The organism is Chloroflexus sp. (assembly GCF_056331925.1).
Map to the genome: position 1 here is coordinate 167,905 of NZ_JBWGQH010000003.1, position 26,355 is coordinate 194,259.

General features: G+C 55.9%; 22 protein-coding genes. 10 read left to right on the forward strand and 12 right to left on the reverse strand.

All coding sequences use genetic code 11. The annotated features are described in order from the left end of the window. Positions 1–319 precede the first annotated feature (319 nt). Positions 320–562: an NAD(P)H-dependent oxidoreductase subunit E gene (locus AC01ZF_RS02950; RefSeq protein ID WP_424675504.1), complete on the forward strand. Its 243-nt coding sequence runs from the start codon at positions 320–322 to the stop codon at positions 560–562. 80 nt (positions 563–642) lie between these two features. Here the strand turns inward: AC01ZF_RS02950 and AC01ZF_RS02955 are convergent, their stop codons facing one another. The 9 genes from AC01ZF_RS02955 to AC01ZF_RS02995 all read right to left on the reverse strand — a co-directional run bounded on the left by AC01ZF_RS02955 (position 643) and on the right by AC01ZF_RS02995 (position 11,732). After that, positions 643–1,593 carry an ABC transporter ATP-binding protein gene (locus AC01ZF_RS02955; protein WP_424675503.1) on the reverse strand — a complete coding sequence of 317 codons (951 nt, stop codon included), beginning with the start codon at positions 1,591–1,593 and terminating at the stop codon, positions 643–645. Positions 1,594–1,620: 27 nt separating this feature from the next. Beyond that, on the reverse strand, positions 1,621–3,507 hold the full coding sequence (locus tag AC01ZF_RS02960) for a hypothetical protein (RefSeq protein WP_476575103.1): 1,887 nt from the start codon (positions 3,505–3,507) through the stop codon (positions 1,621–1,623). Then, complete coding sequence (locus AC01ZF_RS02965) at positions 3,504–5,228, reverse strand: PH domain-containing protein (protein ID WP_424675501.1); 1,725 nt, start codon at positions 5,226–5,228, stop codon at positions 3,504–3,506. Before AC01ZF_RS02965 ends, AC01ZF_RS02960 begins: the two co-directional genes overlap by 4 nt. A 93-nt stretch (positions 5,229–5,321) precedes the next feature. Then, positions 5,322–6,014, reverse strand: a complete 693-nt coding sequence (gene cmk / locus AC01ZF_RS02970; RefSeq protein WP_424675500.1) for a (d)CMP kinase — start codon at positions 6,012–6,014, stop codon at positions 5,322–5,324. 33 nt (positions 6,015–6,047) lie between these two features. After that, positions 6,048–7,592 carry a glutamine-hydrolyzing GMP synthase gene (gene guaA, locus AC01ZF_RS02975; protein ID WP_476575104.1) on the reverse strand — a complete coding sequence of 515 codons (1,545 nt, stop codon included), beginning with the start codon at positions 7,590–7,592 and terminating at the stop codon, positions 6,048–6,050. A gap of 96 nt (positions 7,593–7,688) precedes the next feature. Then, positions 7,689–8,084, reverse strand: a complete 396-nt coding sequence (locus tag AC01ZF_RS02980) for an isoamylase early set domain-containing protein (RefSeq protein WP_424675499.1) — start codon at positions 8,082–8,084, stop codon at positions 7,689–7,691. A gap of 135 nt (positions 8,085–8,219) precedes the next feature. After that, positions 8,220–9,143: a branched-chain amino acid transaminase gene (locus AC01ZF_RS02985; protein WP_424675498.1), complete on the reverse strand. Its 924-nt coding sequence runs from the start codon at positions 9,141–9,143 to the stop codon at positions 8,220–8,222. A 53-nt stretch (positions 9,144–9,196) separates the two neighbouring features. Next, positions 9,197–10,417 (reverse strand): MFS transporter, encoded by a 1,221-nt coding sequence (locus tag AC01ZF_RS02990; RefSeq protein ID WP_476575105.1) that lies wholly within the window; start codon positions 10,415–10,417, stop codon positions 9,197–9,199. 124 nt (positions 10,418–10,541) lie between these two features. Next, positions 10,542–11,732: a class I SAM-dependent methyltransferase gene (locus tag AC01ZF_RS02995; RefSeq protein ID WP_428131492.1), complete on the reverse strand. Its 1,191-nt coding sequence runs from the start codon at positions 11,730–11,732 to the stop codon at positions 10,542–10,544. A 133-nt stretch (positions 11,733–11,865) separates the two neighbouring features. Here AC01ZF_RS02995 and AC01ZF_RS03000 point away from each other — a divergent pair, with 133 nt between their 5' ends. The 6 genes from AC01ZF_RS03000 to hutH all read left to right on the forward strand — a co-directional run bounded on the left by AC01ZF_RS03000 (position 11,866) and on the right by hutH (position 19,316). Then, entirely contained in the window at positions 11,866–13,116 is a 1,251-nt protein-coding gene (locus tag AC01ZF_RS03000) for a hypothetical protein (RefSeq protein ID WP_424675495.1), read from the forward strand. Between the two features lie 104 nt (positions 13,117–13,220). Next, complete coding sequence (locus AC01ZF_RS03005; protein WP_424675494.1) at positions 13,221–13,949, forward strand: MBL fold metallo-hydrolase; 729 nt, start codon at positions 13,221–13,223, stop codon at positions 13,947–13,949. Between the two features lie 157 nt (positions 13,950–14,106). After that, the gene (locus tag AC01ZF_RS03010) at positions 14,107–14,478 is read left to right on the forward strand and encodes a thiamine pyrophosphate-dependent enzyme (RefSeq protein WP_424675493.1); all 372 of its coding nucleotides are present in this window, start codon (positions 14,107–14,109) and stop codon (positions 14,476–14,478) included. Between the two features lie 291 nt (positions 14,479–14,769). Then, entirely contained in the window at positions 14,770–16,422 is a 1,653-nt protein-coding gene (gene hutU, locus AC01ZF_RS03015) for a urocanate hydratase (RefSeq protein WP_424675492.1), read from the forward strand. Between the two features lie 3 nt (positions 16,423–16,425). Beyond that, on the forward strand, positions 16,426–17,712 hold the full coding sequence (gene hutI / locus AC01ZF_RS03020) for an imidazolonepropionase (protein ID WP_424675491.1): 1,287 nt from the start codon (positions 16,426–16,428) through the stop codon (positions 17,710–17,712). Positions 17,713–17,756: 44 nt separating this feature from the next. Continuing rightward, the gene (gene hutH / locus AC01ZF_RS03025) at positions 17,757–19,316 is read left to right on the forward strand and encodes a histidine ammonia-lyase (RefSeq protein ID WP_424675490.1); all 1,560 of its coding nucleotides are present in this window, start codon (positions 17,757–17,759) and stop codon (positions 19,314–19,316) included. 41 nt (positions 19,317–19,357) lie between these two features. Here hutH and AC01ZF_RS03030 read toward each other — a convergent pair whose 3' ends face one another. From AC01ZF_RS03030 to AC01ZF_RS03040, 3 genes are all read right to left on the reverse strand, one after another. Then, positions 19,358–20,413, reverse strand: coding sequence for a M29 family metallopeptidase (locus AC01ZF_RS03030; RefSeq protein WP_424675489.1), 1,056 nt, complete (start codon positions 20,411–20,413; stop codon positions 19,358–19,360). An 11-nt stretch (positions 20,414–20,424) separates the two neighbouring features. After that, positions 20,425–22,926 carry a U32 family peptidase gene (locus AC01ZF_RS03035; RefSeq protein WP_476575106.1) on the reverse strand — a complete coding sequence of 834 codons (2,502 nt, stop codon included), beginning with the start codon at positions 22,924–22,926 and terminating at the stop codon, positions 20,425–20,427. A gap of 61 nt (positions 22,927–22,987) precedes the next feature. After that, positions 22,988–23,998: a radical SAM protein gene (locus tag AC01ZF_RS03040; RefSeq protein ID WP_428112553.1), complete on the reverse strand. Its 1,011-nt coding sequence runs from the start codon at positions 23,996–23,998 to the stop codon at positions 22,988–22,990. Between the two features lie 154 nt (positions 23,999–24,152). Between AC01ZF_RS03040 and lepB the strand changes: the two genes are divergently transcribed. The 3 genes from lepB (at position 24,153) to tatA (ending at position 26,337) form a co-directional block, all read left to right on the forward strand. Next, positions 24,153–24,863: a signal peptidase I gene (gene lepB / locus AC01ZF_RS03045; protein ID WP_424675486.1), complete on the forward strand. Its 711-nt coding sequence runs from the start codon at positions 24,153–24,155 to the stop codon at positions 24,861–24,863. Positions 24,864–24,878: 15 nt separating this feature from the next. Then, complete coding sequence (locus AC01ZF_RS03050) at positions 24,879–26,027, forward strand: glycosyltransferase family 4 protein (RefSeq protein ID WP_476575107.1); 1,149 nt, start codon at positions 24,879–24,881, stop codon at positions 26,025–26,027. A 121-nt stretch (positions 26,028–26,148) separates the two neighbouring features. Next, positions 26,149–26,337, forward strand: a complete 189-nt coding sequence (gene tatA / locus AC01ZF_RS03055) for a twin-arginine translocase TatA/TatE family subunit (protein ID WP_424675484.1) — start codon at positions 26,149–26,151, stop codon at positions 26,335–26,337. The last annotated feature ends 18 nt before the right edge of the window (positions 26,338–26,355 follow it).

Genomic DNA, 26,355 nt, shown 5'->3' on the forward strand with positions numbered 1-26,355 from the left:
TGAGCGGCAGTGTGTTAGTGGAGTGTGCGGACTGTAGCCTGCGGCAGTATGGTCTGTGTATGGCTTGCAGCAGTAAGACTACTGCATTCCACAGCATGTATGTTGAAAGGTTAATGACATCTCGGTTAAGCCGCCCTTGGTGTTCCCCGTTCCCCTCCAAGAGCGGTACCGGCAGTAACCGACAGTAATCGCTAGATGGTACGCTACGTGATCAATTCGATGCGGAACGTTCTCGTTTACTCAATCGGAGCCTCGCTGAGTTGTTGCTGTCCGTGCTCACCTTCGAGTCACTGCCTGGATCAAGAAAGGAAGGCAGGCGATGGCCGCTATTGAACTAACCGTCTGCCGGCTTTGTGCCCGCAGCCGACCTGATCTGTGGCAAACGTTAGCCCGCCTGCGTGCTGATCATCCTGGCAAACTGCGGGTTGTTGAGCTAGATTGTATGGCTGCGTGCGATGATGTGCCTGCAATCATGATCGACTTCGATTATTTCCCGCGGGTTACTCCCCAACAATTGATCGAGTTGGTGCAGAGCAGGTTGCGTGAGGTAAAGGTTGAGTAGACCGGTCGTTTATGCGACGACGGTGCTGCGGCGCGTTGGAGCAGGCAGGTACTACGTTGATCCGCTCATCCTACGCCTGCCTATGAGCCTACGATGCCCTCGGTCACTTTAAGGAAGATTTCTTCCAAATTGCCGGTCTGGGCAGCGAAATGAATGATCGCAGTGCCATTGCTCACCAAGCGTGCTAGCAATGCACTCACCGCATGATCATCGCCGTCAATGTCAACTTCGATCCGGGGTGGGCCGTCGTCATTGATAGTACGTACCGCCAGAACATGATCGGCGGTGCTGGCAATCTCGGCAGCGGTTGCGATGTCGCTAATGACGTGGATCGCAAAAGTACGATGCGGACGCAATGAGCGCATGATCGTTTCGACATCGCCCGATGCCAGTAATGTGCCTCGTTCGATAATACCGATGTGCGTACACATCTCGGCCAGCTCGGTGAGAATGTGCGAGCTGATCATAATCGTCTTGCCGAGCCGGCGTAGTTCGCGGAGCAATTCGCGCAACTCCACCCGTGCGCGTGGGTCAAGACCACTAGCCGGTTCATCGAGGATCAGGAGTGATGGATCGTGAATGAGGGTACGGGCAAGGCTGAGACGCTGCTTCATCCCCCGTGAAAGCGACATAACATCGTTATCGCGTTTATGGGTGAGATCGACCAGTGCTAATAGATCATCGATCAAGGCTCGCCGTCGTGCCGGTGGTACGTGGTAGGCGGCGGCAAAAAAGTCGAGATATTCGGCAGCGGTCATGTTGTTATAGAAGCCAAACGAGTCGGGCATGAACCCAACGACACGTCGTACCTCGGCCCGTTGCTGAGTTACCGATAGTCCGGCTACCCACGCTTCCCCTCCCGATGGCTGCAAGAGAGTCGTGAGAATTCGCATCGTGGTGGTCTTACCGGCGCCGTTAGGCCCGATAAAGCCGTACACTGCCCCGACCGGTATCTGGAGATTGAGATGGTTAAGTGCTCGTTGTTCGCCGTAGTAGCGGGTAAGATTTTTGGTTTCAACCATCGCCGTCATACGTTTGTCCACCAACCGCTATCAGTATCACCGTTGCTGTAGGGCTACGATGTACAACGTCTCACCACGGGTCCGTGTCTCGACACCGTCGATCTGGAATACCGGTGTGGCTTGCTCACTCCAGCCGATCAAGTACAGACTAGTACCGGGCATGCTAGGTAGTTCGTCAGGTGGTATAAATCGGTTCGTTGTCTGACCATACCAAAACAAGTTCTCTAGCACAAACGTGTGGTTCAGCAAACTATGCTGATCGTTGGGGATGAATTCGCGCAGGAAATTACCTTGATTGGAGTTGAGCGAGATCGTTGCCTCAGCGCCGGGTGGCAAGTCGCCGATCCACTGCATATTGTTCTGCCAGACCACCATAACATCGCGGAGTGGGAATTTGCCGATATTGGTTACACTTCCATTCCAAGCCTGGCCCTCGCGCGTGATTTGCGCACCGATCTGTACCGGATTGGGGCCTCCTTCCTCGGCGATCCATGTCTGAAATGCTGACGCATCGAGTTGAAGATCGGGGATGGTCACTGCGTTGTCGTCGCGTTGTGTCTCGACCTGCCCGACATCGGTACGCATTGGGGTGACGAAGGTCGTATTGGGGATGGTCAGCGTATAACGTTCCCGTTGAGGGGAAAAGATGCCGGCAAATGTTGTCGTGATGGCCGTCTCACTTTCAGCCGCGGTTTGTACAATGGTGAGTTGAACGATCTGCGTTTGGGTACCACGAAGGGCGAAGCTCATGCCATAAGTGCCGAGCAGAAAGATAACGATCAGCAGTGGTGTGGTCAGCCATGCCCATTCAAGCCGACGTAGTTGACGTAAAATGAAGAAGTGAAGTGGCCCGATCACGATAATGTACAAGCTGATAAGGCCGAGCATCACCGTCGTTGATGGTAGCTCAAACAGTGGTTGATTCAAACTACTTTGTAACAGATCGTTAAAACTAAAACGGAACGTTGCCCCGATGTCAATTCGGGGTTGGAACGCGAGAACCTTCGCCCACAGTTTGGCCTCACCCGGCCAGGCCCGCAATGTGGCAAGATCGAACGCGGCGAAGATGATTTTTCCCACTCCTAGCTCCATCTGGCTAATCAGCGTATCATTGGTCAGTGCATAGGCATTTGCCCGTAACGTGACGGTATGTGCCGTAAGTTGGGGGACGCTGTTGCTTAACCCACTCAAACCGATAAGTTGTTCCAAAGCGTTGACCGGCCAATTCCCCTGGAGCGGCCCAACGGTGACTGGGAGCACATCGGCAAAGGTACGGATGGCCGTTTCGCCGACTGCTCCACCGCCTATCAGTAAGGTGCCGCCCTGTTGCACCCATGTGATCAGAGCCTCCCGCTGTTCTGGACGCAGTTCGGCGGTGAGTTCACGCACGGCGATCACATCAATTGCCGTCAGTAGCAGTGGGTCATCGACCATCAACGCCGGTGTCAGCGGGATAATCGTGGCGCCGCGGGTTGTTCCGAAATCGGCAATCGTCAAGCTACTCAACACAGTGGGATCGGTACTTAGCAAGCCGATTGCTATCTGATCATCAGGCAGTTGCTTGAGGAAAACCCGCTCGCGAAACACCTGTACGCCGTTTGCCGTCGCAGTCAAGATTGCGCTACGAGAGGTTTGGATAACCGGTAACACGATCTGCTTGCGCGCACCGCCGGGTAGATCAAGCACATAGCTTTGGGTGAAAGACCCTGTGCTCTGGTCTCGCCATTCGAGCTTGATCTGCTGGTCTGGCCCGTCATTGGCAAGCGTTACGAAGACCGGTATCCAGTATTTGGGACGAAAACTTCCCTCGCCGTCAAGTCCTACCTGTACGGTGATGCTAATTGGCGATGATTGTTGGGCAGCCGTGCTGATTGGTACCAACGTGAGTACCAGTATAACTATGAGGTACAGGCGTGCTCTCATGCTGATGACTGCTCTTTTCCAGGACGAACAGAATGTACAGAGTCGGTTGCCGTCTGGGTCACGGCCAGATTGGGGTCTGTTGCCGGGTGTAACTGCTGTTCGGTGGAAACCGGCATCGTTGCCGCGGTTTGCACGGGAGAAACGGCGGGTGCCAATACCGTTGCTGCCGTTGTTGGTGGTGCCCCGGCAAGAGATTGCGTAGCCGGTGTAGGTTCGTTCGCCCCAGTGCCATTCATCGGGAGGAGTTCGTGGTGCCGTTGCTGAGCCAAATGGTAATGGCGGAGCAATTCAAGCATGTCGTTGAGTGAACGTTCTTTCTCAGAGCGCTTAAACATCACGTAGTATTCATTGACCATCGCCACTACGTCACGTGGGTTTGGCACGTGGTTGAAGGTGAACTTGCCACCGCCGCCCGCCGTTTCGACTACCACATTACCATAACCCAGCAAGTTACTAATAAAGGTCGTCTCAAATGAGACGTTGGTAATTGCCCCAAGACTGGCGGTACGCCGATCTTCAGGACCAAGCGGCTTCTTTTCAACATCAATAATGTTCGTTGGTGTCAAGATGTAAATATCGTTGCGATAATCTTCTACTTCCCACAGCGACCACAGCACAAAGGCGATCAGTAGCGCACCGATCAGCACCGTCATCCATACCGTCGGTAGGAGCCCCCAACTACCAAGAAGCACCACGATTATCCATCCGACAAAGAGCATGGCGAAAGGCGGGAATAATCCGCGCAAGAGAAAAACCCAGTGCTTGCGCCAAATGACCGTCTCTTTTTCCGCATTGACTTCAGGGTTGGCGGGTAGCAGCCAACTCAACCAATCCCACCGAGGTTTGACCGGCGGTAACGGTCGTTTGACTTTCGGTGGTGGTTCATTGTAGACCCGCGCTTCGACCATCTTTTCGAGATCGGTCTCGGTACGTTTGCGTCGGTTTTCGTTCACCTGTGCCATAATACGGCGCTGCATCTCTTTCGGATTACGCGCGCCGTGGAATACAATATTGCCGCCGATCCGTGCCGACTTAATCGTGATAGTGCCGTATTGGAACCAGTGTTGCAAGTAGGTCTTCGTGGTTGCAACCACGTCTTGAATCTCTTCGATAAAGATTTGCTCCTGTACCCGCCGTTCAATCAAGCGCGGAATAAAGACCTGATCATTATCGTACACGACCCGGCGGTTGGTGAGGATCAGTTCATCGTTGAGCCAATCGTAGACGATAAGGAAGATGGAGAAGAGACTGACGATAGCTAGACTGATGAACACCAGATTGAGCGGATCGAAAGCTTGCCCGAAGAACCGTCCGGGATCGATATAGAAAATGCGTCCACCGTTATAGCGAAAATAGATCAGAGCGAGCACAGCCAGATTCGCGGCCAACAACACTCGCCCCGGATTTGGGTCTTTGCCACCGCGCACCCATAGTGCGACCCAGAAGAGCAGCAAAACCGCTTCAATCAGGACCAACAGGATATTGAACAAATCAAAACCGATTGGTTCGCCGGTATCGGTGACAAGAAAGCCACCACCAATCGCACGATAAAAAGCAATGCCACCGAAGAGACCGATCCCGATTAACGGAATGATCAGCCGCGCCATCAAGATGAGCCAATGGCGCCCGGTAACGTAGAGGATCTCCTCACTCGGTGCCAGATCAAGCGCTGCGTCAGCGTCTTCGTAGAGTAGCTTATCGATGGCTTTACCGATTTTCACCGTACAGCCCCTCTCGTATCGGTCAACGGGCAGGAAGACCAGCGTTCCCCAGCGTATGACTGGCTAAACGTGCGAGGCATAGGTCAATCTACATTAATGGCCATTCTCCAGCGCCTGTTCGCTATACACAAAACGGTTGAGCACCAATGCCACCTCTTCTGCCGGGGTCAACCCATCGTTAACGAGAATGATCGCATCGGCAGCCGGTTGTGAAACGTGGGCATCGAGCGCATCGCGTTCGGCCAGGGCAGCGGCAATTTGTTCGAGGGGCATGTCAATATTCCGGCTGCGCAACTCGGCAGCCCGCCGGCGGGCACGTTCGGCCAATGACGCTTGCAAATAGATCTTCAGATCGGCGTCGGGCATGACCACGGTACCAATATCGCGCCCTACCATCACCACTCGTCCGCGCTGACCGATAAGTTGCTGTTGACGAACCATTTCGCGTCGCACCGAAGGGAAACGAGCGGCGCGTGAGACGATCCGCTCGACTTCGGGGCTGCGGATTGCCCACGTTACATCTTCACCGTTGACCAAAACGGTGTACTGCCGTCCATCGGCGACTGTCGGTTGGGTGACATCAATGACTAACTGATGGGCCAATTCGCTCAGGGCTGCTTCATCGTCGGGATCGATACCCGCCCGTAATGCGGCTAGTGCTAGTGCGCGATACATCACTCCGGTATCGAAATAGAGATAGCCTAGCGCCTCGGCCAATAAAGCGCCGAGTGTACTTTTCCCTGCTGCCGATTGACCGTCGATTGCGATGGTTTGTGGTACACGCATGGCTTTATTGTAGCATACCGGCAGCGATGATCGCTACTCCCACTCGATAGTAGCCGGTGGCTTTGACGAAATATCGTATACGACGCGATTGACGCCTTCGACCTCATTCACAATTCGGCTACTGACGTGTGCCAGTAATTCGTAGGGTAAGCGCGCCCAGTCGGCTGTCATGTAGTCTTCGGTGGTAATCGCGCGCAGTGCGATAGTGAACCCATAACTACGCCCGTCCCCCATCACACCGACGCTTTGCACCGGCAGAAGAACGGCGAATGCCTGTTGGGTTGCACGGTAGTAGCCGCTTGCCCGCAGCTCTTCAAGGAAGATGCTGTCGGCTTTGCGCAATGTCTCTAGCCGTTCCCACGTTACGGTACCGATGATCCGCACGGCGAGACCGGGTCCGGGGAAAGGATGTCGCCATACCCACTCTTCGGGCAAGCCGAGTTGCAGCCCTGCTGCGCGTACTTCATCTTTGAAGAGGTAGCGGAGCGGCTCAACCAGCTTCAGTTGCATGTCGGCGGGTAGCCCGCCAACGTTGTGATGCGTTTTGATCTTCGCTGCCTTCGGTCGGTCCGGTGCAGTCGATTCGATCACATCGGGGTAGAGCGTCCCTTGAGCGAGGAACTCCACGCCTGCTAACGCACGCGCTTCGCGCTCGAAAATGCGAATAAACTTCTCACCGATAATCTTGCGCTTCTGCTCAGGATCAACCACACCATCTAATGCAGCGAGAAACTCTTCACGCGCATCAACCGCGATCAGCGGTACGTGAAAATGTTCGCGGAAGGTGTTGATGACCTGATCAGCTTCGCCGGCGCGCAAGAGGCCGTTATCAACGAACACGCAGGTCAACCGGTCGCCGATAGCGCGATGGATGATCAGGGCCGCCACTGCCGAATCAACCCCGCCGGAGAGGGCGCAGATAACGCGCCCGTGTGAGCCGACCTGTGCTCGGACCCGTTCAATCGCTTCGGTGACAAAACTGCTCGGCTGCCATTCGGGTTTTGCCCCGCATAGTTTGGCAAAGTTGGTCAAAAGTGCTCGCCCATACACGGTATGCACCACTTCCGGGTGAAACTGGACACCGTACCAGCGTCGGTGGTCGTCGGCAATGGCGGCAAACGGCGTGGCCTGGCTGGAGGCAATTGCCGTAAAGCCGGCGGGCAACTGCTCGATCCGGTCACCGTGACTCATCCAGACCGGCTGTTCGGTGGGGGTATCGGCAAAAAGTGGGTGGGGTTGGGTGACGGTGATCATCGCCGGGCCGTACTCACGCCCAGATGGACGACGCACCATACCGCCGAGGGTGTGGCTGATCAGTTGCATACCGTAGCAAATTCCAAGCACGGGTAGCTTGCTTTCGAGGAGCCATGGCGGTAAGGTTGGTGCCCCCGGTTCATACACACTGGCCGGCCCACCACTGAGGACAATTCCAACCGGGTTTAGCGCACGGATCTGCGCTTCCGGCGTATCGTGTGCGAGCAACTCGCTATAATAGCCCAATTCGCGTAGCCGTCGCACGATCAACTGCGCCGTCTGGGAACCAAAATCGAGCACCGGAATACTATGAGTCGTCATCATGTACCTGATCTATCTGTCTTGTAAGTACCGATAGACAAAAGGGCGCAGGTTGCTGCGCCCTTTCGCGTCGCTATCGGCATTATAACAAACTTTGCTTCATCCGGTTGAGACGTGCCGTAGGCGAGGGGGGTGTTTGGGCAATGGGGTCAAGATCGGTTCACGGACAGCCCGTTCTTCGTCGGGGGGAAGGTGGGCAAAGATAGTTGTATCTACCACCGAGTTGTCACCACCGTAGGGGTTTGGTACATAGCCGTCGGCGTTCCAGTCGTTATGCCATTCGTTGTCGTTGACGAGATAACGGTATTGGTAGGTGCGCCCAGCTTCAAGGTCGAGCGTTACCATCCAACCGTGTTCAGTGGCGCGGAGGGGAGTTGCATGACGATTCCAACCGTTGAAATCACCGACGAGGTAGATGGTGTCGGCCCAGAGAGCGGCGGGTAGCGAGAAGGTCACCCGCACTTTGCCGGTAGGACCGAGACGTTTCGTAATCATGGCCAAACTCCTTTGTCGGGCCGTTATGCTGACAACACTGTCAAAGGTTATACGTATTATAACATGTGCTTTGTGCCACGTCGAGATACGGAATAGTTGGTTGCCCTCCTCAACAGAGAAGGGCAAGAACGCCTTTTAGTTGGCATACACCGGCGTACACCAGTGTCGGTAGGCCGCGATCCGTCCCCGTACCACGTCCGCGTACAAATTGACCAGCATCGTGCCGATCGGGCCGATGGTACCGTTCCCAATAGGACGGCGGTCAATCTCAACAATCGGTTTGATCTCGACGCCGGTGCCGCAGAAGAAGGCTTCGTCGGCGACGTACAACTCAGTTCGATCAATCGGCGCTTCTTTTACCGGCAAGCCTAACTGCTTGTGTGCCAGCTCGATTACGACTTGTCGCGTGATCCCTTCCAGAATATCGCCGCTGGTTGGCGGAGTAATCAACACACCGTTACGCACGATAAACAGATTCGCTGCCGATGCCTCTGAGACATGGCCGTCGCTGCTCAGCACAATCGCCTCATCGTACCCGTTGAGCAAGGCTTCGCTCTTCGCCAGCGCCGAGTTAAGGTATGCACCACACGCCTTCGCCCGCGATGGGATGATGTTGTCATCGATCCGTCGCCACGAGGAAACGCACACGCGAATGGACGAACCACTGAGATATTGCCCAAAGCCAAGCGCAAACATGGTGAAACTGTCGGTGAGACCGTGCATTTGTACCGAGATGGCCGGATCACTCTTGTACAGCAGTGGACGAATGTAGACATCTTCGCGGAACTCTTCGCGCCGCAACAGATCGATGGTAATCTGGCATAATTCGTCAACACTGTAAGGCATCTTCATCATCAAGATGCGGGCCGAGCGGTGCATACGCTCCAGATGTTCGCGCAGACAAAAGACGTAGAGCTGTTGATGATCGGGATTCCAATACCCACGAATACCCTCAAAGCAGCCGGTACCGTAGTTGAGCGCATTGGTCATCACACTGACTTGCGCTTGCTCGATCGGAACGATGTCGCCGTTAAAGAATGCGAAACGGTTGTTGGGCATAATGCTCGTCCTTTCTAGCCAAATCAGGGGCAGTGTGTCTATTCTAAACCAGCTTACGGCGATGATTGCTGTTGGGCGTTGACGGCGATGTTTGATTGTCGTTGCAACTTACGATCGAGGATGACGAGACCGGTAGCGCTAATAAGACCAATCGTTGCAAAAATGATCCACGGGAGTGCCGGGAGATGGAGAACGGTAGCGAGATCGATCAACAGACCACCGCTCAGGTTCCCTAGTCCGCCGCCAAATGCGAGTGCCAGGGCATTAACCCCGAAGTATGAACCAAGTGCGCGTGGGTCGGCGAGTGCGGCAGTTACGCTCTGTTGGGATGGGGTGGCAAGCAAGGTGCCGATGGTAAAGATAACGACACAACCGATGAGCCATGGAAACGTCTCGGCGATGGCAACCATTCCCAGACCACCGGCCATCAACGCAATCCCGAGGATCAGGATGGTGGGTGGTCGGAGGCGTCGTTCAACCAGCCCCATGATCGGTATTTGCAAGAGGACGGTCATCCCCGCATTGATACCATAGATCCACCGCACCGCATCGGCAGCATTGGCTAATCGCTCGCCGGCCAGTGGTAAGCTGATCGTCAATTGGACCCACATAGACCAGTAGCCCATTAGTAAGGCTGTAAAGATCAGAAAGGGCCGGTCGCGCAATGCCAACCCTAAACCAAACCCTAGCCGTGTCCGATCACTTGCCGTCTCAAGTGGCGGCAAGAGTAAGCTGAGCACGCCGATCAGGGCAAAACAGATGGCGGCTGCCAGGGCTACCGTAGTAAAGCCAAAATCGAGCAAGAGTGAACCAACGAGCGGCCCGACTACCATACCTAAACCACTGCCCACTCCGTTGATCGAAAAGGCATGGGCGCGTTCGTCAGGGGTTGTCAACGCAGCAATTCCGGCTCGACTCGGTGCTTCAAAGAGTGCTCCACCGAGCGCCGAGAGTAGCATCGCGGCGAAGAGCAGCAATGGTGTGTTGGCAAAGGCAAGGCTGACGAACCCAAGAGCGCGGATCAAGACGCCGGCGGTAATCAGGCTACGTCCGCCAAAGCGATCTGAGAGCACCCCACCGCCGACACTCACCCCTTGCTGAACGAGTTGGCGCAACGCGAGCGCCATCCCGACCGTCACTGCGGCAAAGCCCATCGTTTGGACATAATGGACTGATACGAGCGGGATGACCATGAAAAAGCCGGCGTACATCATGAAGTTAATCACGATGAGGATGCTTAAGCCCCGATAGCGAGTGTGCTGTGCGAGGGTCATTGTGGTAAACCTTTTGCTGAGTCAATAATTCCTTGGCATAAGGTAGCATGCTTGCCTTAGGTTTGCCATCAATCGCAAGGTGGACCGTGCAGGAGTGGGTTCCTTCGAGTTGCTGGGTTTGCTCTTACCGATTGTCGTTTGCGATCATTTCATCACATATCACTGCAATAGGGCCAGAGGGGAGTCGGGTTAGCACGACCACGAGCCGACGATTGCCATTGCCGCTGAGCTGGTGGGCCAGTGTCGTTGTATCGAGCGGTGAACCTCGCTTCTTGACGGTGACCGGGCCGGCGTCAAGGTCGCGCAGTAGTGCCCGGAGCCGCTTCAGTTGAAAGGGCAGCCACGTAACAATCGGCCATGGGCGGGCGAATGGTGTGGGGTGATAGGTCGTGGTGGTGAGGTAGGCAATATCGGGTGAAAGTTGGGCAGCACCGAGTTGAGCGGCCAGTTCGGCAATTAGCCCGGCCCGGATGATGGTGGGGTCAGGTTCGTAGAGTACGGTCTGCGGTGTACTCAAGGGTGGTCGCGGTGCTGCGCCGGTGGTCAGCGATACCGCGTTGCCTGCACCGTTCAATACCGTTGCTCGCCGTTCGGTCGTCGCTAAAGGGCCGCACCAGAGCACTGCCTCCTTCAATTCACCGTCGAACGAGACAAACTCCAGTTCTGCCTCTGCCGGTATGTGGTTGCGGTCAATGCCGGGCGCCAACTTGACCACGAGTGCCGGATTGTGGCGCTGCCAGCCTAGCACGTGAGTCAGCGGTGGCTGAAACGCAGCCGGATCAAAGACCCGTCGGTCGCCGATGCGACGAGCCGGGTCACAGAAGAGCGCATCGGCGTGCGGTGGCGGTTCGTGCAACAGGTCGCGTTCGAGCCACAGCACCCGCTCATCCAGCCCTAATGCGGCGAGATTTGCTTGCGCCAGTGCCAACCGAATCGGATCGCGTTCCACCGCGATCACCTGTATGCCGGCAAGGGCCATTGCAATCGTATCACCGCCGATCCCACAACCTAGATCGGCCACTCTGCTCTGGCAGACTAATCGCGCAGCACGGTGTGCGGCTACCGGAGCCGCCGATGCCTGTTCGAGGGCGTCGCGGGTAAACAGCATTCGGTCGGCATACGGAAACTTCGCGATGGCTTTGCGCCGTAGCAATGCTTGTTCAATCGCCGCTCGCGCTCGTTCAGCAGGTAGGTGGCGACGAAGCCGGTTTAGTTCGGCCAAGAGGTCGGTTTCGCGTAGCTCGCGAATAGCAAGTTCGGCCAAGATCGCCTGACCTTCTGCCGAGTGTAGCCATTCGATGAGTGTAAGATCCATGCGAAGCAAAGATAGAATGGATAGATTCTCAGTTCCCTATCACGACCATTTCTCTCGCCGTAGTATATCCCATAAGTATCCTGAACGCGGTACAATATCGTGAGATACCTAAATAGTTGCCCTGGGAGGTTATATGTTACGCATCGGAAGTTGGTTGATGCTGTTGCTTGTTGTTTTGACAGCATGTACACCCCAAACAGTGCAAACGCCGGCCAGTACCGTTGCTGAACCAACAGCAGCACCGACCGCTGTTGTCACATCGGTACCACCAACGGTTGCACCGGCTACCGACACGTTGACGCCGGAAGCGGTGTCTGCCGGTATTCAGCAAGTACTCGATGATTATGTTGAAGCGTACAATACCAACAACGTTGAATTACTCCGCTCAGTCGTTGATCAGACCAATGCGCCTTTCCGTCGGTTGGTGGAAGAACGGTTCAACACGTTTCAGGAGTCATCGTTCAGCGGTTCACGGTTTAGCCGTATGCGTGTGCTCGAGGTCAAACCGCGCGAGCATGGCTTTTGGCAGGCTGCAATTGATGACGGTGGCTACCGGCGCGATCTGCTCTTCCGCCAGATGGAAGACGGACGTTGGGTGATGAGCGAGCCAACCGAGGAGCAGTTGGGTGCAAAGATCAAGATCGACAATGAGTATTTCACACTCAACACCTACGAATGGTCGGCAGAAGTCAACACTATCATTGAAGATATGGTCCTGCGCGCCCGCCAGCAAGTAATCGACACCCTTGGTCGCACGCCTGAGAACAAGTTCAACGTCTATCTCCGCCCGATCTTTGGTATTACGCCACCGGTCAATCCCAACTCATTAGCTTGGTATTCGGCAGGTTCACGCCCCCGCAACGACCGCGTCGATATTTTTGCGCCCTTCTCCTATGCCTTTGGCTTCTACGACCCGAATGTGGGTTGGGAAGCGGAGCTGTACAGCACGATTGTGCATGAACTGACCCATTGGGCGTATACCCGTGCATTTGCCCAAGAGTATCGAATCACTGACTGGATGAGTGAGGGTTTGGCCGAGTATGTCTCAAACAATCCGCGGCGCAATGCAGTGAGTGCCGCAGTACGCCGGGGCCGCATTATCCCGTTGGTCGACCCTAACGGTGGCGTTCGTCCGCAGGACATGGACCATATGACGACGTTGGAGGTTGATCGGAGCCTTGCCTACGGGTTTGCGTACTCGCTGGTCGCATATATCGTTGAGACGCAAGGTGGGCTGGATGGGTTCTGGCGTTTTGCGGCTGCGGTGCGTGATACGCCGGGTACTGGGATCGAGTTTTACGATAAGGCGTTGCAAAAAGCGTTTGGCATAACCTACGCCGAATTCGATGCTGGTTGGCGGCAGTGGCTGAAAGAGAATTACTGAGCAGAGATGGTAGCCACGAGGGTCGTCCTGTTGGGGCAACCATTGGGGCAACCACAAGGGTTGCCCCGACCCCGCGCCTAATAATGGAAAGGGTATAGACCCATATGCCAAAACCGCGTCTGCTGGTTCCCGGATTGTACGAACTCACCCTACCGATTCCCCTCTCTTCAGTCAACGTCTTCTTTATTCTGATGGCCGGTCACGTCACCATTATTGACACCGGCTACCCCGATCAAGGCGCCCGAGTATTGGCTGCACTGAACTTCCTTGGGCGTTCTCCCAAACAAGTACAACATATCATTGTGACGCATCACCATATCGATCACGCCGGTAATGTGGCTGCGCTGCAAGCACAAACTGGCGCGACGGTCTGGATGCATCCGCTTGATGCCGAATTGGTGGCAGCCGGCCAAGCGATACGCCCAACAACCGTCAGTTCCCCCGGCTGGTTTAATCGGGTTGCGTGTGGTGTTGCCAAACGGTTTATGCCGTCAACGTTTTCGCCGGCGTGTGTTGACCGCTTGGTCACCGATGGCGAAACGATCCCTGTGGCCGGTGGTCTCGAAGTCATTCATCTACCCGGCCACAGTGCCGGTCAGATCGGGTTGTATTGGTCGAGCCAACAGGTACTTTTTGCTGCCGATACAGTTATGCATCGAGGAAAAAGTTTACAGCAACCCATCGTGCTCGAAGATGCCACTGCGTTGGTCCACAGTGTACACCGTCTAGCCCAACGTCAGTTTGCAACACTCTGTTTTGGCCACGGCCCGGCGTTGTCGGGAAGGGCCGCCACCACTGCATTGCATCGCTATGCAGCGGCAAGCGCACGCTGATGAGAGTGCCGCAAGGTGAGTCTCGTCTTGGCACCGGCGATCACTTGTTGGAACACGTATTTCGCGCTACTATATCATCACTGCGACAACAAATGCCGAATTCATACAAGGAATGGTCACCCACGGTAACGCTCAAAGATGTAAGGAAGTTCTCTGTATGAAATTAAAATCTCGTTTCATGATCTTTATGGGTGCACTGAGTGGCGCGATGATACTTGGAGCGACGGGAGGTGCCTTGGGCTTGCTAATAGGACGCTTCCTCTTCAGTGGCTCAATGTCAATGTTAGATTTGGGGCTAGGTGTGCTCGGCTCAATCCTCGGTGTGATGGTGGGTAACGGACTAGGTGCTGCTATAATGGCAAAACGTCAGGGCAGGAGACGCAAAGCCTGGTTCTTCTGGCTGATCGGCGCGGGTGCGGTGATTATAGTAATGCTGTTGGCCGAACCGTTGCGCCTGAACCAGAATACCGGACTGATGATGGTTATCCTCTTGCTGTTTCCTCCGCTGGTCGAGAGTATGGTTGCCTGAAATGGCATCGTCTTGCAGGCTTGCAATTCTTCACTCCATTCAGGTGTTTGTGTCGTACTCTTGCTGCTTCTTCCCCAAGACCGGTTCTGTTGCTGTCTTGCGATGATGGACAAGGGATGGGATGCTGCCGCCGCTGCATTGTATTGCCATGCAGCAGCGAGCGCACGCTGATGAAGGGTGCCGTAAGGTACGTCTCGTCTTGGCGCCGGCTATCGCTTGTCGGAATACGTATTTCGCGCTACCATATCATCACTGCGGCAATGAATGCCATGCTTGTACAAGGAGGTACGCATGTCTCGGATTGTTCGCGCCCCTCGCGGTACGTCACTCACCTGTGCAAATTGGCAGATCGAAGCGGCATACCGTATGATCCAAAATAACCTTGATCCCGATGTCGCCTTCGATCCAGAGCATTTGATCGTCTACGGTGGGCGTGGGCGTGCTGCCCGCAATTGGGCTTGCTTCGACGCGATTCTCGCTACCTTGCGCCGTCTTCAGCCTGACGAAACCCTGATCGTACAATCGGGTAAGCCGGTTGCCGTCTTTCGTACCCACCTCGATGCACCACGGGTCTTGATCGCCAACGCTCATCTCGTGCCGGCATGGGCTACGCAGGCCAATTTTGACCGTTGGGAAGCGGCCGGGCTGACGATGTACGGGCAGATGACGGCAGGGAGTTGGATTTATATCGGCACGCAAGGGATTTTGCAAGGTACGTATGAGACGTTCGGCGCACTGGCCCGCTCGGCCGGTTGGGGGACGCTGCGTGGCAAACTGGTGGTGACTGCCGGTCTTGGCGAGATGGGTGGTGCGCAGCCGTTGGCCGTGACCTTGAACGAGGGCGTGATTATTGCCGTAGAGGTTGATCGTTGGCGGGCTGAACGGCGTCTCCGTCTCCGCCAAGTTGATCGCCTGAGCGATGATCTCGAAGAAGCGATGACGTGGGCAGAAGAGGCGCGGGCAGCCGGTACTCCTCTCTCAATCGCGTTGATCGGGAATGCGAGTGAGGTGTTACCCGAAATGCTTCGTCGTGGTGTAACACCCGATGTCGCTACCGATCAGACAAGTGCCCACGATGTGCGCTACGGTTATATTCCGGCCAGTCTGTCGTTGGAAGAAGCGGCTGCGTTGCGCGAGCGTGATCCTGACGAATACGATCGCCGGGCATTGGAGTCGATGGCTGAGCATGTGCGCGTATTGCTTGAATGGCAACGGCGTGGCTGCATCGTGTTCGATTACGGCAATAATCTGCGTCAGCGCGCGTTCGATGCCGGCGTTAAGGATGCTTTTAGCTACCCCGGTTTCGTGCCGGCCTATATCCGCCCTTTGTTTTGCGAAGGTAAAGGCCCGTTCCGCTGGGTGGCGCTCTCCGGCGACCCCGAAGATATTTACATTACCGATGGTGCAATCAGCGAGTTGTTCCCCGATAATGAGCATCTTGGTCGTTGGCTACGGCTGGCCCGTGAATACGTCACGTTTCAAGGCTTACCGGCTCGCATCTGTTGGCTTGGCTATGGTGAACGAGCAAAGGCCGGTCTTCTGTTAAACGATCTTGTCGCCCGTGGAGCGGTGAAAGCACCGATTGTTATCGGGCGCGACCATCTCGATGCCGGCTCGGTGGCGAGTCCCAACCGTGAAACGGAAGGTATGCGTGATGGTTCTGATGCCATCGCCGATTGGCCATTGCTCAATGCCCTGCTCAATGCGGTTGGCGGCGCGACGTGGGTCAGCATTCATCACGGTGGTGGCGTCGGTATCGGCTACAGCATCCACGCCGGGCAAGTGATCGTCGCCGATGGTACCCCCGAAGCCGCGCGCCGGATCGAGCGGGTGCTCACCACTGATCCCGGTATGGGCGTTGTGCGCCACGCCGATGCTGGTTATCCAGAGGCGATTGCATTTGCTCGCCGGCACGGGATCGATATGCCGATGTTGGGGCAGTAGCGTATGATAGAACCCTGTGACCTGCTGATCCACTCGGCCACACAACTCGTAACGTGTGCCGGGCCGCCCGGTTTGCGTCGTGGCCCGGCGATGCGCGAATTGGGAGTCATCCGCGACGGAGCAGTCGCTATTCGTGGATCGACCATTGTGGCCGTTGGTCCTGACACCGATGTCCGCCGTCGCTTCCGTGCGTCCCATGAGATTGATGCCCGTGGACGGGCCGTGTGTCCCGGTTTGGTCGATTGTCATACCCATATCGTGTACGCCGGTGATCGGGTTGAGGAATTTGAACAGCGCTGTGCCGGCGCTACGTATCAAGAGATTATGGCCGCCGGTGGTGGTATTTTACGCACCATGCGGCTCACCCGTGCGGCGACAACTACTGAACTGGTTCATGCGGCACTACCTCGCTTGCGGCAGATGTTGTCGTTCGGGACGACTACCGCCGAAGTGAAGACCGGTTACGGTCTTGAACGCGACGCAGAATTACGTCAATTGGCAGCTATTGCGCTGCTTGATGCGGCACAACCGATTGAGCTTGTCCCTACCTTTCTCGCGGCGCATGCGGTGCCACCAGAGTTTACCGGTCGAGCCGATGCCTACATTGATCTGGTGGTCGAGTCGATGTTGCCGCTCGCTCGCGACTGGTATGCTGTCTCATCATTCGCTGCGCGCGAGATTCCGCTCTTCGTTGATGTCTTCTGTGAGCGCGGTGCGTTCGATGTGGCGCAGAGCCGGCGAGTGTTAGACGCAGCACGCAATTTGGGCCTGCTGCGCAAAGCCCACGTCGATGAGTTTGTCGAGCTGGGTGGGCTGGCAATGGCGCTTGAACTGGGCGCCACGTCAGTCGATCACCTCGATGTCACCAGCCCGTCGGCCTTTACAGCACTTGCAGCCAGCTCGACCGTCGCCGTCTTGTTACCGCTCGTCTCGCTCAATCTCGGTCTGAGCCATTTTGCTGCTGCGCGGGCAATGATCGATGCCGGCGTTGCCGTTGCGCTCAGCACCGATGCCAACCCCGGTTCGGCGCCATCGCTGTCATTACCGTTGACAATGGCAATCGCCTGTCGCTATCTGCGCATGCTTCCTGCCGAGACATTGATTGCAACGACGGTCAACGCTGCCTATGCGATCGGTCGCGGTGGGCGTGTTGGAGCATTAATGCCGGGCATGCAGGCCGATCTGCTCATCTTGGCCGCCGATGATTATCGCTGGCTGATGTATGAGTTAGGTGGAATGCCGGTGGCACAGGTGATCAAACGAGGGCAGGTCGTAGTTACCAATGATTAAGCATGGTACCGAGCGTATTGTAACGTTTACGATGGTTGAAAGCTATGTCTGGTGACGAAGTGCTTCTTGATGGGGCAAGCCTTACTATCGAGCAGGTTTTGGCCGTAGCCTATGGTCAACCCGGTAACCCGGCGGTACGCCTGGCCCCCGTAGCGCGCGAGCGAGTAACCCGCGCAGCCCAAGCTGTTCAAGATTTACTCGCTCGTGGCGTGGTCGCCTATGGGATCACCACCGGTTTTGGGGCATTCAAGGATCGGGTGATTGCGCCCGAACAAGTCGAACAATTGCAGTACAACATTCTGGTCAGCCATGCTGTAGGAGTGGGGCCGGTCTTCGATCTGCCTACGACGCGGGCCATTATGCTCATCCGTGCCAATACTCTCGCCCGTGGTCATTCGGGTGTGCGCCTGGAAACGCTCGAACGGCTGATCGATATGCTCAACTACGGTGTTCATCCGCGCATCCCTGGTAAAGGTTCGCTGGGGGCGAGCGGTGATCTCGCGCCACTCGCCCATATGGCGTTACCGATGCTCGGGTTGGGAGAGGTCGAATGGCATGGAGAGGTGATGCCGGCAACTGTCGTATTGCAACGGTTAGGCTGGCAACCGCTCCACTTGGCGGCAAAAGAGGGTTTGGCACTCACGAACGGAACGGCAGTCATGTGTGCGCTGGGCGTGCTCGAAACAGCACGTGCCGAGTTGTTGAGTGCGACCGCCGATATTGCCGGTTGTCTGAGCCTTGAGGCTCTTCACGGTACACCGGCAGCGTTCGATCCGCGTCTCCATGCGCTACGTCCCTTTCCGCGGCAGATCGAGTGTGCCGCTCATCTGCGCGACTTACTCGCCGGTAGTGAGTTTGTGCGCACGAACGATCCTCGTCACGTCCAAGATGCGTACACGTTACGCTGTATTCCCCAAGTCCATGGTGCTGTCCGTGATGCGATTGCGTATGCACGATGGGTATTCTCCATCGAACTCAATGCCGTGACCGATAATCCACTGATTTTTGTCGATGATGATGGTAACGTTGAGGTAATCTCCGGTGGAAACTTTCACGGTGAACCCCTCGCGATTGCGTTAGATTACCTCGGCTTAGCCGTTGCCGAATTGGGCAACATCGCTGAGCGACGTTTAATGCGCCTAACTGACGAAGCTTCCAACACGCACGTATTACCGGCGTTTCTCACCCGTGACGGTGGTCTCAACTCAGGATTTATGATTGTCCAATATACCGCTGCTGCCTTAGCCACTGAAAATAAGGTGCTCGCCCATCCGGCCAGCGTTGATAGTATTCCGACCTCGGCCAACGTCGAGGATCACGTGAGTATGGGTCTAACCGCCGGTCTTAAATTACGTTCGATCCTCGATAATGTCGCTCAGATCTTGGCGTTGGAGCTATTTGCCGCCGCACAAGGCATCGATTTTCGCCGTCAAGCCTTGGGTTCAGCAGCACGACTTGGTCGCGGCACCGGCCCGGTGTATGAGTTGATCCGTCAACACATCCCGTTTATCGCCGAAGATACGCTGCTGCATCCCTACATCATCACAATGAGCGAATTGGTAGCGAAGGGTAAGATCGTCGCAGCAGCGCAACAAGGTAGGTGAAGACGCTCCTCTCCCCCCACAGGGGAGAGGAGCGAAACCTCTCACCCTACCAGCTTCCCCTCTGCCACAATGAGCCGATCATCGGCGCGCAAACTAGCCGAGGTTGTGGCAACATCGATGTTCAGCCACGAGTGATATGCGTTACCGGCGGTGAAGGTCGTGAAGATCGCGCCCTGAACGTGCTTATCAACGATTGACCAGCCGAGCGGTTGGCATAAATGTGGGTTCAAACCAATGCCGATCAAGCGCATCCGACGTGACGTGCGGTTGAGCAGATCCGTGAGCTGTTCTCCACCATTTGCCGCCTCGATCTGGATCAACTGCCCTTGAGCGAACGTAAGCCGGACAGCGCGGGCCGGTCCGGCTACCGGCAGGAAGAGCGTTCCCTCAACACTCTCTTCATCAACCGTGGTGGTTAGTGCGCCGGCCGGTACGTTAATCACCGGCTGGCCGGGTCGATCAGAAACCGTTTCCAGTCGTCCAAAATTGCGCAACCATGGTTGCGCACTGCGCCGCATCCGTAGCTCGCAATCTGCCCCACTCGTGATGGTAATAGCAGTTGCCGTTTCTACCATGCTTGCTATGCGCTCGCCCTGTACGGCCAGATCGGTTAGTTCAACCAGCAATGCCGGCATCACCCGCAGCTCTAGCTCCTCGTGGCTGATGCCGAGTTGAGCCGCTTTGCCGATAGTGGGAATGGCCGCAATGACCTGTGGAATCCGCCGTTCTGCTCTGATTGCTGCGAGCCGATCATATACCTCGGTAAACACGCGACGGGCTTCCACCGGTGCAGTTTGTACATTCGGTTGGGCGCCGATCAACGTGAGTGAACGTTCAACCTGACATAGCCACTCGGCCCGTCGCCGATCACGTTCGGCTAAAATTGCTGCCGGTACGGTAGTCAATAACCGTTCGACGTTGTTGGGTGGCAATATTTGCACCAGTGGTTCGGCGCCAACGCTCTCAATCGCCCATAAGATGGCATGCAGGAGACGTTGATTACCCGCCTCATCGCGTACTTCGATCAACTCACCGCGCTGCGCACCAATCGCGTCAACCAGTCTTCGTGCCAGTTGATCCCACAAGCTGGTGACCATAGTCCATCTCCTCACATCAGTGGAATGTACTGATAATTTGCCGGTAGGAAGAAACTACCTTCGGTGACGCCTTGTGGTGCGCTTTGTTGCCAACGTCGCCCTAGTTCAGCAGCATCAATCTCTTCCTGCAAATACGCACGGAAGGCTTCTGTCACCGCAGTAATCTGCGCTGCTGTTTCGTGGACAAATTCGAGCCGGTAGTGAGCAATCCCGGCAGCGTGCCAGCGGTCGAGATATTTGCTCACTTCTTGCGCTTCAGCCCCAAAGACCGTGTTGCGGCAACCAACATCAGCAATGACCGGGTGCGCCCGACCATGAGTGTCGCGCAGCGCAACGTGGTGACGTTCACACGGGCGACCGCAGTCTTTGTAACTGGTTCCAGTTGATAAGAAACGACAAAAGACACAGTGCTCGGTATGAAAGACAGGGAGATGGTGATAGACGATGGCTTCTAGCCGACTACCACCGATCCGTTCGGCTAAGTGCGCGATCTGCTCGGCGTTGAGATCGTGGGTCAGCGTGAGCCGTTGTAATCCTGACCGCAGCAGCAGATCGGCGGTGAGGATATTGGCTGCGTTGAGGCTAAAATCACCGGTCAACTCAACCGTCGGATCGTCGCGCAGCATGTCGAGCAAGCCGGTCGAGCGCACGAGCAGCGGTACATTGAGTTTACGTAAAAAGCGGGTAACTCGCTCATCTTCCGGTTTGAGCACCCGCGGTGCGGCAACACGGACTGCAATCCCGGCAGCGCGCACGTGGGTCAGGGCCGGCTTCAACCCTTCAAGGTCGAGATAATCGAGCGTGATACTCGCTGGCTGTAGTGCAATCGCCGCTTCGAGTTGATCGGGTGAACGGATCAGGAGGTGAATCTGAGCAGTGTCCGGTGGTGCGGATGGGGCCACGGCAGCAAGCATGGTAGATAACACCTGCTCCGGATCAAGGATGTTCATTGCCGGTGGCCGTCCTTGCAACTCGGCGAGCGCAGCGGTGGCTTGCCGGCGCAATTGGTTGAGCAGCGATACCGGCACAAACGGGTTGCCTTCAATGACCGCGTTGAGTTCGGTCAATTGGTAGGGAGTGTCGCCTAACCGCCCCAATTGCTCTCGCAGCGTCGTTTCATCGAGTGGCCGATTCTGGGCTGTGGTCAGAGGTGTCGGACTCTGTACCGTTACGGTCAAACTCGGTTGGGCAATAAGCGACCAATGCAGTTCAAGCGGCGCACCGGCGCGTACCAGCGCTGTGACGCGCACCGGTTGGCGGCGTACCGGTGCAGCCGGTTGGACGAAGGGGCGGGCTATTCGCTCGGTTTGCGGATCACTTGTGCGCCACAGCAGATCTCCAGCGCGAATACGGCGTGGATTAATCGCCCCCTTTGCGAAACGAATTGCCAGCAAGCCATCACCGACCGGTTCAACCGTAAAGATGCGACCACCCTCTTCTGGCTCTTCCGGGCTGCGCCAATCAGCGGCATCAAAGACAACACCATCGCCAGGCTTGAGCGGTGCCGCCTCGCGGCCCGGTTCAGGTACGATAATGATCGCGTCTGCACGCACACGCACCACCCGTCCCATCAACAAACCGCGGTGGCGAGGGGCGCGTCCTTCAACGACAGCCTGATGATTCGTGCCGCGCAAAAAGTGCGGTCCCAAACCACGAGAGTACACTTGTTCGAGGTACAGCCGGTCGGAAACGGTCAAATCGGAAGGAAGCCCGGCCCATGCCGCATCGAGTGCGCGGCGATATGCGTTGGTTGTGATCGCAACGTATTCAGCATTTTTATACCGCCCTTCGATCTTGAGTGCACTCACGCCCAGGCGAGCGATAGTCGTCATGTCATCAATAGCGGCCAGATCGCCGGGTGAGAGCAAATAGCGCGCCGCGCCGAGGGGTCGCGGTTGTCCGTCGACGATCAACTCGTAGGGTAGGCGACAGGCTTGCGCGCATTGACCACGGTTCGCACTGCGCCCGCCCCATGCCTCTGACGAAAAACACTGTCCCGAATACGAGACGCAGAGGGCGCCATGGACAAAGATTTCGAGTTCGATAGGGCTACGTGAACGAATGGCGGCAATCTCGGCCAGCGACAACTCGCGGGCCAATACCACCCGCGAGACGCCATAGCGTGCGGCAAAAGCTACTCCTTCCGCACTGGTGATACTCATCTGCGTGCTGCCATGAATAGGGAGATCGGGCACAATCTGATGGGCCAGTGCTGCGATACCGAGATCTTGCACGATGATCGCATCGGCGCCGGCTGCGGCAATCGCTGCAAGAGTTCTTGCCGCCGTGCGTAGCTCGTGGTCGAACACTAAGGTATTGAACGTAACGTATCCTTTAACGCCGCGGCGATGGAGTGTCTTCATCACCTCCGGCAACTCATCGAGCGTAAAACCGACCTTCGCGCGTGCCGTGAAATGTGTCAAACCAAAATAGACGGCATCGGCGCCGGCCTCAATCGCGGCATGGAGTTGCGGCCAATAGCCGGCCGGACTCATAATTTCGGGTTTATGCATGGTGTGTACCGATTGGTTGGTGGTCATACGTTACCGAAGTGGCAACTGTCGGTTGTTGTACTCACGTCTCGCTCTCTCGATGGTGTTTAAAGATCGACAGATAGAAGTTCGCCGCGTATCCACAGTTCGTACAACGATTGCCGTCAAGCCCCACCCGACGACTCGTTCCCTGTTGCCGGCTGATTAACGTTGCGTGACACAGCGGGCAGCGGGTAGGCTGGTTTGGTTCAGCACCGTAAATGAACTGTAATCCGCCCTCGTGACCGATACGGCGTGCGCGCATAGTGGCAGCCGCCGTTTCGCTCCCGGCATCACCCGGTAAGACATGCCACGGCGTCTCCTCACCGAGCGTCGTCTTGATCCAATGCACCAACTCACGAAGTTCATCCGGGTGATCGTTCACACCGTGGTGGATGCGGGTGGTTATCTCGATATGACACTTCCAACGCTGCTGGGCCTCTTCGGCAAAGCGCAAGATCGGACGCCAATGGCTGATCCCGCCAAGCCGTTGATAGGCATTGTCGGAAAAACCGCGCAGATCAAGACTAATACCGTTGAGATACGGGCCAAGTTCGGCGAGGGCTTCGCTACTCAGAAGCCCACTGGTGACAATCGCTGTATAACGACTCGCTGCCCGACTGAGTTGCATGAGTGCCAGAACGTATTCAAAGTTGACCGCCGGTTCACCAAAAGCCCACACCACGCCTCGGCAGAGCCGTTCAAGCGCGAAATCGGCTGCTCGTTGTGGATCGAGACGCCGCCGCTTGGCCGGTTCGACCGGTAAAGAACCGTATTGCCCACGTTGTTGATCGAGCGGCAAGGCGTATCCCCAGCCGCCAATTGCGAGGACGGTGGTGTCGGGAAAAAAGTGCCAGAGCCGATGGTCTTCGATAGGGCCAATTGCCGCACCGCTGATCATTCCATGATTGAGCAGCTCAATGCCGTCAGTTCGTCCGACTCGCATCCGGCAGCGTCCTGGCTCATCTGCAGCTAGGCTGCATTGCCATTGACAAGCGAGACACTGGAAGCGTCCGTCGGCGAGCGGTTGTGCTAAAGTGGCCAACGATGACATAGGTTTAAATAATCCTTAAATGGTTTCAGGTACTGGCAATTTACAGTTCGTTCGAGTATAATGCCAGAGATTATGGAGGAAAACCTTCCCTCTGCCGGTGATCCTAGATTGCACCTTACCCTGTAGTGTAGCATAGAGCGCGCAAAACGGTGCTATGAACGATCTACATTCACCATCTGAATCGGTTCCTACACTGCCAGAAACCGAGACAGTGCGCCATCCACGTGCCCCATTGCGGTACGTTGTGCGCGAGTTACTTGAAACGGCGATTTTTATTCTGTTGGTATTTCTGATTGTGCGTAGTGTGGTGCAAAATTTCAAGATCGAAGGCTCAAGTATGGAGCCGACGCTTCACACCGGTCAATATATTTTGGTCAATAAATTGATCTATTTTCACTTTGATCTCAATGCCCCGTTGCGGCTCCTCCCCGGTCAGTCCGATCTACCGCCACGGATTGTCTATCCCTTCCGTCCACCCCAACGTGGCGATATTATTGTGTTCGAGTATCCCCGTGATGTGCGCCGTGATTATATCAAGCGGGTGATCGGGCTACCAGGTGATGTGATCGAGATTCTTGAGGGCAAAGTCTACGTCAATGGCGTCTTGCTCGATGAACCATACTTACGCGGCGCATTTACCTACTGCCTTGGTGGGTATCCGTGCGCTCAAGGGCCGGTGACGGTGCCGCCTAACTCGATCTTTGTGATGGGTGATAATCGGGGGAATAGCTCCGACTCACGTGAATGGGATGCCCTGCCTCTTGATCGGGTTATTGGGCAGGCGTGGTTGATCTACTACCCCTTTAGCGATTGGGGGTTGGTGCCGCACCATCGTTACAATACAACGACGGTTGCCACCCCTTGAAACGGTTCGATCGGTATGCATGTTGCAATTAATGCTCATCTCTTGGCCCATACTACCTCGTTTCGTCGTGCTGGTGTCTCGCATTATATCGAGCAAGTTCTGCTCCATCTTGCCCAGATCGACCACGAGAATCGGTATACGATCTACACGACGCGCGACCTCGATCAAGCGGCATTGGGTTTGCCACCCAACTTTGTCGTCAAACCATCACGGTTGCCGACGATCAACCCGCGGATCCGTATTCCATGGGAACAGGGTATCGCGCCGTTCCTCCTGCGCGGCAAGGTCGATCTCTATCACGGGTGTCTTAACGTAGCTCCGTTGCTGAGTCCAGTACCTACCGTTATCACAATTCACGATCTGGCCTTTATTCGCTTTCCCCAAACCTTTCGTGCCTACAACCGGATCTATCTTGATCTGGCGACCCGGCTGAGCGCACGACGGGCCAGTCGGATTTTAGCCGTGTCTGAACATACCAAACGCGAAGTAGCCGGCTTGCTCGGTATCCCACCAGAACGTATTGTCGTGACGCCAAATGCAACGCGCAGCCATTTTCGTCCATTCGCAGCGGACATCATCGACCAATTTCGTGCTCGTAAGGGGTTACCCGCTCGCTGTATCTTGTACGTCGGCACCCTTGAACCACGCAAAAATTTGACGACGCTGCTCGAAGCGTTTGCCCTGGTCAGCCGTCGTGTTCCCTCAGTCCCATTGCTGATCGGTGGCGGGAAGGGGTGGATGTATCAACCGATCTTTGCCCGTCTCGCGCAATTGAACCTGCAAGACCGAGTGAAGTTTGTTGGCTATATTCCCGAAGAGGAATTGCCGCTGTGGTATGCCGCTGCTACTATCTTCGTTTTCCCGTCGATTTACGAAGGCTTTGGTATGCCACCACTTGAGGCAATGGCATGTGGAACGCCGGTGATTACCTCCAATACGTCAAGCCTGCCGGAAGTGGTTGGCGATGCCGGTTTGATGGTAGATCCTGCCGCCCCTGCCGCGCTCGCCGATGCGATGATGCAGTTGCTTACCGATGCCGATCTGCATGCCACCTTACGCCAACGTGGTTTGGAACGTGCTCGTCGCTTCTCGTGGGCCGAAACTGCTGCCAAGACGTTGGCGGTGTATCGGGAAGTGAGCACCGAAATGGCGTATATACGCTGAGATACCTGTCCCTGTTCTGCGTTGTTGGTAGCTTCGCGTTGACACCCCCTTGCACTGGAGTATAATGATTCGGAATGCGTAACGCTGTTGCGCATGGGTGGCATGCGGAAGGAGTGTAGTTATGATTGGCGGTCTTGGCTGGGGTGAACTGTTAATTATTCTGATCATTGTGATCGCGATTTTTGGTGCCGGAAAGCTGGCCGGTTTGGGTGGCGCGCTCGGTAGTAGCATTCGCGAGTTCCGTAAGGCGGTGAAGGGCGACGACGAGCCGCGGAGTGATACCAAGACTGAGGGTGAAACGAAGGCGTAACATTCGACGGTATCTTCA

What these genes read in the sequence shown, in the direction of transcription:
- AC01ZF_RS02950 (WP_424675504.1), top strand. Translation starts at nt 320, where the DNA reads ATGGCCGCTATTGAACTAACCGTCTGCCGGCTTTGTGCCCGCAGCCGA.
- AC01ZF_RS02955 (WP_424675503.1), bottom strand. Translation starts at nt 1,593, where the DNA reads ATGACGGCGATGGTTGAAACCAAAAATCTTACCCGCTACTACGGCGAA.
- AC01ZF_RS02960 (WP_476575103.1), bottom strand. Translation starts at nt 3,507, where the DNA reads ATGAGAGCACGCCTGTACCTCATAGTTATACTGGTACTCACGTTGGTA.
- cmk (WP_424675500.1), bottom strand. Translation starts at nt 6,014, where the DNA reads ATGCGTGTACCACAAACCATCGCAATCGACGGTCAATCGGCAGCAGGG.
- guaA (WP_476575104.1), bottom strand. Translation starts at nt 7,592, where the DNA reads ATGATGACGACTCATAGTATTCCGGTGCTCGATTTTGGTTCCCAGACG.
- AC01ZF_RS02980 (WP_424675499.1), bottom strand. Translation starts at nt 8,084, where the DNA reads ATGATTACGAAACGTCTCGGTCCTACCGGCAAAGTGCGGGTGACCTTC.
- AC01ZF_RS02985 (WP_424675498.1), bottom strand. Translation starts at nt 9,143, where the DNA reads ATGCCCAACAACCGTTTCGCATTCTTTAACGGCGACATCGTTCCGATC.
- AC01ZF_RS02990 (WP_476575105.1), bottom strand. Translation starts at nt 10,417, where the DNA reads ATGACCCTCGCACAGCACACTCGCTATCGGGGCTTAAGCATCCTCATC.
- AC01ZF_RS02995 (WP_428131492.1), bottom strand. Translation starts at nt 11,732, where the DNA reads ATGGATCTTACACTCATCGAATGGCTACACTCGGCAGAAGGTCAGGCG.
- AC01ZF_RS03000 (WP_424675495.1), top strand. Translation starts at nt 11,866, where the DNA reads ATGTTACGCATCGGAAGTTGGTTGATGCTGTTGCTTGTTGTTTTGACA.
- AC01ZF_RS03005 (WP_424675494.1), top strand. Translation starts at nt 13,221, where the DNA reads ATGCCAAAACCGCGTCTGCTGGTTCCCGGATTGTACGAACTCACCCTA.
- AC01ZF_RS03010 (WP_424675493.1), top strand. Translation starts at nt 14,107, where the DNA reads ATGAAATTAAAATCTCGTTTCATGATCTTTATGGGTGCACTGAGTGGC.
- hutU (WP_424675492.1), top strand. Translation starts at nt 14,770, where the DNA reads ATGTCTCGGATTGTTCGCGCCCCTCGCGGTACGTCACTCACCTGTGCA.
- hutI (WP_424675491.1), top strand. Translation starts at nt 16,426, where the DNA reads ATGATAGAACCCTGTGACCTGCTGATCCACTCGGCCACACAACTCGTA.
- hutH (WP_424675490.1), top strand. Translation starts at nt 17,757, where the DNA reads ATGTCTGGTGACGAAGTGCTTCTTGATGGGGCAAGCCTTACTATCGAG.
- AC01ZF_RS03030 (WP_424675489.1), bottom strand. Translation starts at nt 20,413, where the DNA reads ATGGTCACCAGCTTGTGGGATCAACTGGCACGAAGACTGGTTGACGCG.
- AC01ZF_RS03035 (WP_476575106.1), bottom strand. Translation starts at nt 22,926, where the DNA reads ATGCATAAACCCGAAATTATGAGTCCGGCCGGCTATTGGCCGCAACTC.
- AC01ZF_RS03040 (WP_428112553.1), bottom strand. Translation starts at nt 23,998, where the DNA reads ATGTCATCGTTGGCCACTTTAGCACAACCGCTCGCCGACGGACGCTTC.
- lepB (WP_424675486.1), top strand. Translation starts at nt 24,153, where the DNA reads ATGAACGATCTACATTCACCATCTGAATCGGTTCCTACACTGCCAGAA.
- AC01ZF_RS03050 (WP_476575107.1), top strand. Translation starts at nt 24,879, where the DNA reads ATGCATGTTGCAATTAATGCTCATCTCTTGGCCCATACTACCTCGTTT.
- tatA (WP_424675484.1), top strand. Translation starts at nt 26,149, where the DNA reads ATGATTGGCGGTCTTGGCTGGGGTGAACTGTTAATTATTCTGATCATT.